7 protein-coding genes and 1 pseudogene are annotated in these 8449 nt (G+C 38.8%); 6 read left to right on the forward strand and 2 right to left on the reverse strand.

The window, feature by feature from the left end; translation table 11 throughout:
- The 6 genes and pseudogenes from CYP77_RS04380 to CYP77_RS04405 all read left to right on the forward strand — a co-directional run.
- Window positions 1-2370, forward strand: a 2370-nt coding sequence (locus CYP77_RS04380; RefSeq protein ID WP_103599698.1) for an HD domain-containing protein, incomplete at its 5' end; no start/stop codon positions are given.
- 3 nt (window positions 2371-2373) lie between these two features.
- Window positions 2374-4185, forward strand: a complete 1812-nt coding sequence (glmS, locus tag CYP77_RS04385) for a glutamine--fructose-6-phosphate transaminase (isomerizing) (RefSeq protein WP_103567851.1) — start codon at window positions 2374-2376, stop codon at window positions 4183-4185.
- A gap of 145 nt (window positions 4186-4330) precedes the next feature.
- Window positions 4331-5119 carry a peptidoglycan-binding protein gene (locus CYP77_RS04390; protein WP_103567850.1) on the forward strand — a complete coding sequence of 263 codons (789 nt, stop codon included), beginning with the start codon at window positions 4331-4333 and terminating at the stop codon, window positions 5117-5119.
- A 49-nt stretch (window positions 5120-5168) separates the two neighbouring features.
- The gene (locus CYP77_RS04395; RefSeq protein WP_258032449.1) at window positions 5169-5534 is read left to right on the forward strand and encodes a gamma-glutamyl phosphate reductase; all 366 of its coding nucleotides are present in this window, start codon (window positions 5169-5171) and stop codon (window positions 5532-5534) included.
- Window positions 5535-5773: 239 nt separating this feature from the next.
- Window positions 5774-5887, forward strand: a pseudogene (locus tag CYP77_RS10350) (DUF4172 domain-containing protein); the annotation flags it as partial.
- Between the two features lie 78 nt (window positions 5888-5965).
- A complete protein-coding gene (locus tag CYP77_RS04405) occupies window positions 5966-6508 on the forward strand; it encodes a Fic family protein (RefSeq protein ID WP_103567848.1) in 543 nt (180 codons plus the stop codon).
- Window positions 6509-6539: 31 nt separating this feature from the next.
- Here CYP77_RS04405 and CYP77_RS04410 read toward each other — a convergent pair whose 3' ends face one another.
- Both CYP77_RS04410 and CYP77_RS04415 read right to left on the reverse strand, forming a co-directional pair.
- Window positions 6540-7034 carry a hypothetical protein gene (locus CYP77_RS04410; protein WP_103567847.1) on the reverse strand — a complete coding sequence of 165 codons (495 nt, stop codon included), beginning with the start codon at window positions 7032-7034 and terminating at the stop codon, window positions 6540-6542.
- Between the two features lie 11 nt (window positions 7035-7045).
- On the reverse strand, window positions 7046-8245 hold the full coding sequence (locus CYP77_RS04415) for a tetrahydrodipicolinate N-succinyltransferase N-terminal domain-containing protein (RefSeq protein WP_103567846.1): 1200 nt from the start codon (window positions 8243-8245) through the stop codon (window positions 7046-7048).
- Window positions 8246-8449 lie beyond the last annotated feature (204 nt).

Consider the following 8449-nt stretch of genomic DNA (forward strand, 5'->3'; position numbering starts at 1 on the left):
GCCAAAGAGTATGATGATTTTATAAAATCTTATTTAAATGAAACTATGCGAGAATTTTTTGATGAGTTTGTGCCACAAAATGACAGCTTTGCTTTTAGCGTTCTAGCCACTGGCAAATACGCTCAAACGCTGCTTAGCGCAAATAGCGAGCTTGAAATTTTACTAGTTTATAAAAATTTAAAGGGCTATAATATAAAAAATTTCTTAAAAGAATTTTCTGAAATTTTAGATAACTCTGGCATGAAATTTGTGATAAAAATTGCCGAAGTGGATGAAATTTTTATAAATTTCAAAGATGACCTTAAATTTAAAAGCGAAACCTCACAACTTCGCTACATCTGCGGCTCAAAAAGCCTCTACCGCCTAGTAAAAAGCGAGATCATAAAGATAAAAGAATTTGATAAAAAAGCCTTTTTAAACTACCATTTAAAGGCATTTTTGCCATTTTCTAGCATAAGCTACTTGGCACAAGAGCCAAATTTAAAAAGTGGCTTTGGCGGGATCGATGAAATTTACCACTTAAACTGCATACTAAACTGCCTAGATAGCGACGTTTCGGTTAGATCGCAAGCCCTTAAAGTGATGAATGAAAAAGAGATCGCAAGTTTTAATTTAAATGTGGATTTTTTACTAAGCTTGCTAAGTGCTTTAAATTTAACTCAAAACACCGATACTTTTAGCGCTTCAAGTGTTGAGATCACGACAAATTTCATGCAGACAAAGTCCAAAAAGCTTCAAGATAACGAGAGCGTCATCAGCCAAAAGATGCTAAGCTCGATGAACAACGTAGCCATTTATTCAAGATTTATCGCGGCTTCGCTTTGCAGGCCATTTTTCAAAAGCGAGCTAAGCTTCGAGCAGAGAAAATTTGCTAGGCTAAAAAATGGCTTTTATGAGATAAATGGCGTCATCTACGTGCCGCTTCACAAAAGGCCAGCGCTCATCGAGGATCTCATAAATGAGCTTTTAGAGCTAAAAGATGTGGATTATAAATTTGATATAAGCGCGATCTTTTATATCAAGCGAGCCATCATCACAAAAGATGGCCTAGAGCGCGCTATAAGCGAGTTTAAGAAGATATTTTTAAGAGAAAATTCCTACGCCATCTTAAAATCCTTACTAGATGCGCAGATGATACAAATTTTGATAAAACCGATGGAGCATATCTCCCAGCTAGCAGAATATGACGGCTATCACGAATTTACGGTTGATGAGCATAGCATTTTAAGTGTCAAATTTCTTGAAAATATAAAAGATAAATTTATAAAAAATCTCTACGCTGAGCTTTGCTTGGAGGGCAAAACGATGCTAAAGATCGTGACGCTTATGCATGACGTTGGCAAAGGACTTGGCGGAAAAGATCACGCAAATATCGGCGCAAATATCTTTAGAGCCTATGCTAACAAGCTAAATTTAAGCCAAAAAGCTATCAATATCGGCGTCATCTTGATAAAATACCACACCCTAATGAGCAACGTCTCAAACAGAGAGGACATCTACTCGCAGCGCGTCATCTTTGCCTTTATCTCAAAGCTTGGCGACAAGCAGGTTTTAAAGCTACTTTACATCCTTAGCTACTGCGTGATAAACGCCACAAATGAGAGGCTTTACAACGCTTACACAGCAAAGCTTTTAAGGGAGCTTTATGAAATTTCTCTTAGTGCATTTAGCGATGAAAATTTACTTGATGAAGCGACAAGGCGGGTAAAAAAAGAGCAGTCTATAAAAAGAAATAGCGAGTTTTTGGCGCTTGAGCCAAAGCTACAAGAGAAAATTTTCAAGATCACATCAAATTTGGTCTTTACAAAATATAGCGCGAGCGAGATCATAAATTTAAGCAAAGTAGCTGATAGCTTAAACGAAACAGAAATTTTCATAAACAATAGTAAAAATTTAAGCATTCAAATTTATACAAACAAGAGCCTAAATTTAAGCGCCTTGCTCTATGAATTTGCCAAATTTGACCTTGCGTATATGGAGATATTTGAGCTTTTTGAGAAGAAATTTTATATCAGGCTTGACTTTAACCAAAATGTAAAAAATCATGAGCTTGAAAATACTAAAATTTTAGCCCTAAAATCACTAAATAGCGAGGTTTTAAGAGAGCCTTTGAAACCAAATATTAACAAAGATGAGATAAACTTCGAGCTAAATCACTCAAAAGATTATGCCAAACTTAGCATCAACGCAAAAGATCAGCGCGGGCTAATGGCTTATGTGATGAGTGTTTTTGACAGGCTTCATTTTCAAGTCACGAGTGCTAGAATTCAGACGGTTAAAAATAGAACGAGAAATCTCTTTTTGATCGAGAAAAACGAGCGACTTGAGAGTAAAGGCGAAGAGATATTAAATTTATTAATAAGCGAGTAAAACATGTGTGGAATCGTAGGATACATCGGAGATAAAGAGAAAAAAGAGGTCATTTTAAGCGGTCTAAAAGAGCTTGAGTATCGCGGATACGACAGCGCTGGCATGGCTGTGATGAGTGATGGCAAGATCGACTTCTTTAAAGCGGTCGGCAAACTTGAAAATTTAGCCCTAAAGACAAAGGACTTTACATCAGAGGGCTTTGGCGTGGCGATAGGTCACACACGCTGGGCAACTCACGGCAAACCAACTGAGATCAATGCTCACCCGCACCTTGGCGAGCACTCATTTGTCGTTCATAACGGCATCATCGAAAACTACAAAGAGCTTAAAGATGAGCTTGAGGCAAAGGGTGTGAAATTTATGAGCCAAACCGACACCGAAGTGATCGTGCATCTTTTTGAAGAAATTTTAAAAGAGAAAAAAGACCCATTTAAAGCTTATGAGGCGACTATTGCAAAGCTAAGAGGCGCATACGCGACGCTACTTATCACCAAAACTGCGCCTGATAAGATATTTTTCGCAAAAGATGCCGCTCCTATGGCGATAGGCAAAAGTGACAAAAAAGAGGTATATTTTGCCTCATCAGATGCGCCGCTTATTGGCAACGCAACCGAAGTGGCATATCTTGATGACAATAACTACGGCTATGTGAGCTTAGATGAAATAGCTGTTTTTAAACACGGCAAAAAAGCTAGCATAACCTTTAACGCTTTGCCAAAAGATAAGAGCTATGCCCAAAAAGAGGGTTATACATTTTTTATGGAGAAAGAAATTTACGAGCAAGGTGCAGTTGTATCTGAAACCATTATGGGCAGGGTTAAAAACCACAAAGTCACCCTTGAAAATTTAGACGATGAATACCTAAAAGGTATCAATGATGTCGTGCTTTGTGCGTGCGGTACGAGCTATCATGCAGCGCTAACTGCAAGCTATCTTTTTGAAAGACTTGCTAAAGTTAGAACAAAGGTCGAAGTGGCGAGCGAATTTAGATATAGAAAGCCTTATCTAAACAAAAACTCGCTTTTTATCGTCATCTCACAAAGTGGCGAGACAGCTGATACTCTTGAGGCACTTAGGATAGCAAAAGAAGCTGGGCTAAAGACACTTGCGATTTGCAACGTCGATAACTCTTCTATCGTTAGGCTAGCTGATAACACGCTTCTAACTCGCGCTGGCATCGAAAAAGGTGTGGCAAGTACAAAGGCATTTGCAACGCAGATCATCGTGCTTTGGATGCTTGTACTTCAAATGGCATCTGCAAAGGGATCTATCAGCAAAAAAGAGCTTGATCATGAGATCAAAACGCTTCTTCATATACCACAAATTTTAAATATAGATAACACTTTGCAAGAGAAGCTTCACCGCCTAAGCAAGCACTATTTGCACGGTCATGGCTTCTTCTTCATCGGTAGAGACATCTTCTATCCGCTTGCGCTTGAAGGTGCGTTAAAACTTAAAGAGATTTCATATCTTCACGCCGAAGGCTATCCATCAGGCGAGATGAAACACGGTCCTATCGCACTTGCAGATGAGAAGCTATTTACGATCGCTTTAATGCCTCAAAATTTACTTTATGAAAAGGCAAAGAGCAATGTCGAAGAGCTTGCTGCAAGAGATGCATATATCCTAGCGATAAGTCCGCTTGAGTTTGAACTAAGTGATGACTACGTAAAAACAAGCGTTCAAGATCACTATATGAGCGAATTTTTCGAGATGATGCTTGTGCTTCAGCTACTTGCACTTGAAATTTCTGTTAGACTTGGCAACAATGTCGATATGCCAAGAAACCTCGCAAAAAGCGTAACTGTCGAATAATTTATGTGGCTGGCATCTTGCTGGCCGCTTAAATTTTCATAAAAATAATTTTGCATTATGTTGTTAAACATAAATTTTATATTAATATTTTTATAATATTTACTCTTATATAATTCTAAGACTAACTTAAACATTAAGAATAAAAATGAAGTTAAGTTCATCTTTACTAAGCGTAGGTCTTGGAGTTTTACTTTTAAGTGGTTGTGCAACTGGCAATAGCAATGGCGTAACTGGCAGTGCTGCTGGAAGCAACAACAATAATGCTAATACTAAAATAGAAAAATGTAGTAGCACTCTTGGAACACTTGCGTTTTATGAAGACCAAAATTCCGACTGGTATTCATATTTAACACGCAGCTATAAGCTTACATCAACTATTCCCGTTTTGCGTCTTCTTGCACAACAAACAGGTTGTTTTGTTATAGTTGAACGTGGTGCTATGATGGATAATATGATGCAAGAGCGCGCACTTGATAGATCAGGCGAACTACGTAGCGGTTCTGGCTTTGGCAAAGGCAAAATGGTAGCGGCTGATTATACTATTCGTCCTGAAATTTTCTTTAGTAATGAAGATACCGGTGGCGTAGGCGGTGTTGTTGGAGCACTTTTTGGTAGTGCAGCAGGTGCTATAGCTGGTGGTTTTTCAACAAAAGAGACACAAACCACATTGGTTCTTATAGAAAATCGCTCAGGAGTTCAATTAGCAGCAGCCATTGGCTCAGCTTCTAGCACTGACTTCTTTGGCATGGGTGGCGGCGCTGGCGCTTCTCTTGGTGCTGGACTTGGCGCATATTCAAGAACACCTGAGGGAAAAACACTTGTAAATGCTTTCCTTGATTCGATGAATCAATTAGTTATCGCCCTAAAAGATTACAAAGCACAAACCGTAAAGGGTGGTCTTGGCAAAGGTGGAAGCCTAAAAGTAGGAGATTAATATGAAATTTATAGCCATTTTATTTTGTTCATTAACTTTTTTGTTTTCTATGAGTTACGAAAAAAAAGTTGAAGCTAGGCTTTGTGGTCTTATAAATCAAAGAGAAATGGCTAAAATTTATGGCGACATAAGAAGTATTGATAGCTTTGATAAAAAAATAGAAAGCTATAAATTTCGCAACGGAATAGAAAAATTTGACGAGGATAGTTGTCGTGCAAATGGCTACTATCCTGTTGATCCAAACTATGCACCATATCCGCCTAACTACCGTCCATACTATCAAAATGGATATGATAGATTTCAGCGTGGTTACCGCGACGGCTACTATAACGATGACGACTACGATGATGGTTTTGATCGTGGTTATAGACGTGGTTATAAGGATGCCAGAAGAGATTATAGGCTAGGTAGATAATCTTATCTAGCCTTAACTTTCCTTAGCTCTATTTTCTAACAAAAAATTATTTTTACAAAATAACAAATCAAAAGCAATGCATATATCAAATTTTACTGCTATAAATAAGTTCAATACATTAAGTAAAAATTACAAAACCTTTGGATATGATAGCATCCTAACTACCCAAATTTCTCTTTCGACAAAAGCGCAATAGACACCCTTGCAAATAGGCTAGAGCAAAATCACGAAATTTTAAGATCAACAGAAACGATCTTTTAAAGGCGCAAATTAGCGCGCTTGAAGATGAAATAATAAGCTCATCTCTCATAGAGGGCGAGAGACTTAATGGATCAAGCATTCACTCATCGGTAAAAAAGAGACTAGATGAAAATTTTGACTGGCTAGCTGACACTCATGCGACTAGACATAGCGATAATCTAGTCTCGCTAATGCTTGATGCAAATTTAAACAAAGCTCCTATGAACTTTGAGCGACTACATGGCTGGCACAATGCCTTGTTTGAATATAGCCAAAGCAAAAACCACAAGATAAAAAGAGCTAAATTTAGAGATGATGAGATGAGCGTAGTCTCAAGCTCCTTCAAAAATAGGCAAATCCACTATGAAGCCTTGCCAGCAGAGCGCGTAGAAAATGAAATGAGAAATTTTTTAAATTTTATCAATAAAAGCTCCGAAAACGCCTATGTAAAAAGCGCCTTAGCACACCTTTGGTTTGTAATCATCCATCCTTATGATGACAGCAACGGACGCATGACAATGGCTTTGGCGCACTACTGCTTGGCTAGTGAAAGCATTGAGCCGTTTTCTATCTCGAGCATTATTTACGCAAATAAAAAAGTTTATTATGAAATTTTAGAGCAAACAACAAGGCTTGAAAATAATTCAAATTTTGGCTTTACGGCATGGATAAAGTGGCATTTAGAAGCGGTAAATAGCGCCATAAGTCAAGCTATAAACTCATTAAAAAGATAAAATTTCTATCAAAATTTAAGAGCCAAAGCCCTTAAATTTTATCTTTAGTTAGGATTTTTGCGAGCTGCTCTTTGATCTCATCATCAAATTCACTAACACTTATCACGCCCCTGCTCTCACACATCTTGGCGTCATTTACCTCACAGTAGCCACTTAGCGCGTTTTTGTATCCACCCCTTATGCAGGCCTCTCTATCCTCTAAAAATCCAGCCCCACCAAGGATGAGCACGCCAAGGTCAAAGCCGATCTTAAATTTCGCGCTCGCCGAGCTTTTTATCCAGCTTAAAAATATCTCATCATACCTAAGTCCAAGCGCACCGACGCCATCTGGCACGACCAATATATCCACGCCATAAAGGCTCTCGGCGTAAATTTCAGGATGAAGTCTAATGCCAAATTCATCGACTATTTCAGGCTTTAGAGCGTAGGTTTTGATGTTAAAACCTTCAAATTTATGTAAAAAATCATAAATTTTGGCAAAGCTTAACAAATTTATCTTGTCAAACATCAAAATGCCAACTTTCATGTTAGCTCCTTTTAATGAAGTGCCTCATTTAGCTTGATCGCCCTTTTGCTCGCACTCGCGGTGATCTGTCCTGTTTGGCTATTTTGCCTAAAATGAAGTCCGTTTAGTCCGCCAAGCTCAAGCGCTTTGTAAATTTCAGCCTCAAATTTAAACTCTGGATTTATCTTAGCTAGTTTTTCGCGCTCGCTTGCTGAGATATAGACCTTTGTGCCCTCAAGCACCGCTATGCCAGCATCCACGATGCAGTTATCACCAAGAGGCACGCCTGTGACTGAGTTTGCGCCAAGCAAGCAGTGTTTGCCGATGCTTACAGGGTTGCCGTTCGTGCCGCTTAGCACGCCAAGTATGCTAGCTCCGCCACCAACGTCACTGCCCTCGCCCACTACGACAGAGCTGCTGACCCTGCCCTCGACCATCACGCCACCAGTCGTGCCTGCGTTAAAGTTGATATAAGCAGCCCCTGGCATGACGACTGTGCCAGGATGCACAGCTGCGCCCATGCGAACTTTGGCAGCGTCTAAAATTCTCGTGTTATCAGCTGGGATGATGTGACTTAAAAATCTTGGGAATTTATCCACGCTCACGATCGCTGGATACTCGCCAAACATTTTTAGCGAAATTTCATTCTCTCTTAGCCACTCAAGCTCGATCGGGATATTTTGGCTAGTCCATGCGACATTTGGTAGCACTCCAAATGCTCCATCAAGCACGATCGTCCTAGGTGCGACCTTGCCAAGTGAGATCAAGTAGAGCTTGAGATAGACGGTCTCCACGCTAAGTGGCTTTGCATCTTCAAATAAAAATACAAGTTTAAATTTATTCTCATTTAGCTCAAGATCGTCATCAAATGCCATCTTTACAGCGTGTAAATTCTCCACGTTTTTGTGTGATTTTATATCTTTTTCAAAGACGCTAAAGAGCTTGCTAGCCTTTTTTGCTACCTTTGGTGTGAGATCGGCTACGAACTCGTGAGCGCTAAAATCAACCTCAACATCGCACTTTTGCAAGGCATATATAAAGGCAGCTGCACTTAAAAAGCTCTCTTTATAATTTACAACGGCGTAACTTGCCTGCAAAATTTTGTCGCTATTTTTTTGTCCGCGATCGACTCTTGCGATGCCAAAAGCAACTGGATCTTTGTAACTATCTTTTTTTCTAAATTCTTCAAAAAATTCCTTAAATTCGTTTGCGTCTTTGAACTCTTTAGACATCTATTCTCCTTTAATTTTTTTCTTAGTCTAGCCAAAAATGGCTAAAAATTTTATGATTTTAAAGCATTTGAGTTTTTGATAAATTTATAAATTATAATAATGATTAATATTATCATAAAGAAAATAGAAACAAAATGGCACAAATTTTACAAGGAGAGAAAATGTCAAATTTGGCTACCAAACCAAAATTTGCTTTAGCTGCGC

The sequence above is a fragment of the Campylobacter concisus genome, assembly GCF_002913865.1.
Lineage (GTDB): Bacteria > Campylobacterota > Campylobacteria > Campylobacterales > Campylobacteraceae > Campylobacter_A > Campylobacter_A concisus_AM.

Coding starts and splice junctions, on each gene's coding strand:
- glmS (WP_103567851.1), top strand. CDS start 2,374: ATGTGTGGAATCGTAGGATACATCGGAGATAAAGAGAAAAAAGAGGTC.
- CYP77_RS04390 (WP_103567850.1), top strand. CDS start 4,331: ATGAAGTTAAGTTCATCTTTACTAAGCGTAGGTCTTGGAGTTTTACTT.
- CYP77_RS04395 (WP_258032449.1), top strand. CDS start 5,169: ATGAGTTACGAAAAAAAAGTTGAAGCTAGGCTTTGTGGTCTTATAAAT.
- CYP77_RS04405 (WP_103567848.1), top strand. CDS start 5,966: ATGCTTGATGCAAATTTAAACAAAGCTCCTATGAACTTTGAGCGACTA.
- CYP77_RS04410 (WP_103567847.1), bottom strand. CDS start 7,034: ATGAAAGTTGGCATTTTGATGTTTGACAAGATAAATTTGTTAAGCTTT.
- CYP77_RS04415 (WP_103567846.1), bottom strand. CDS start 8,245: ATGTCTAAAGAGTTCAAAGACGCAAACGAATTTAAGGAATTTTTTGAA.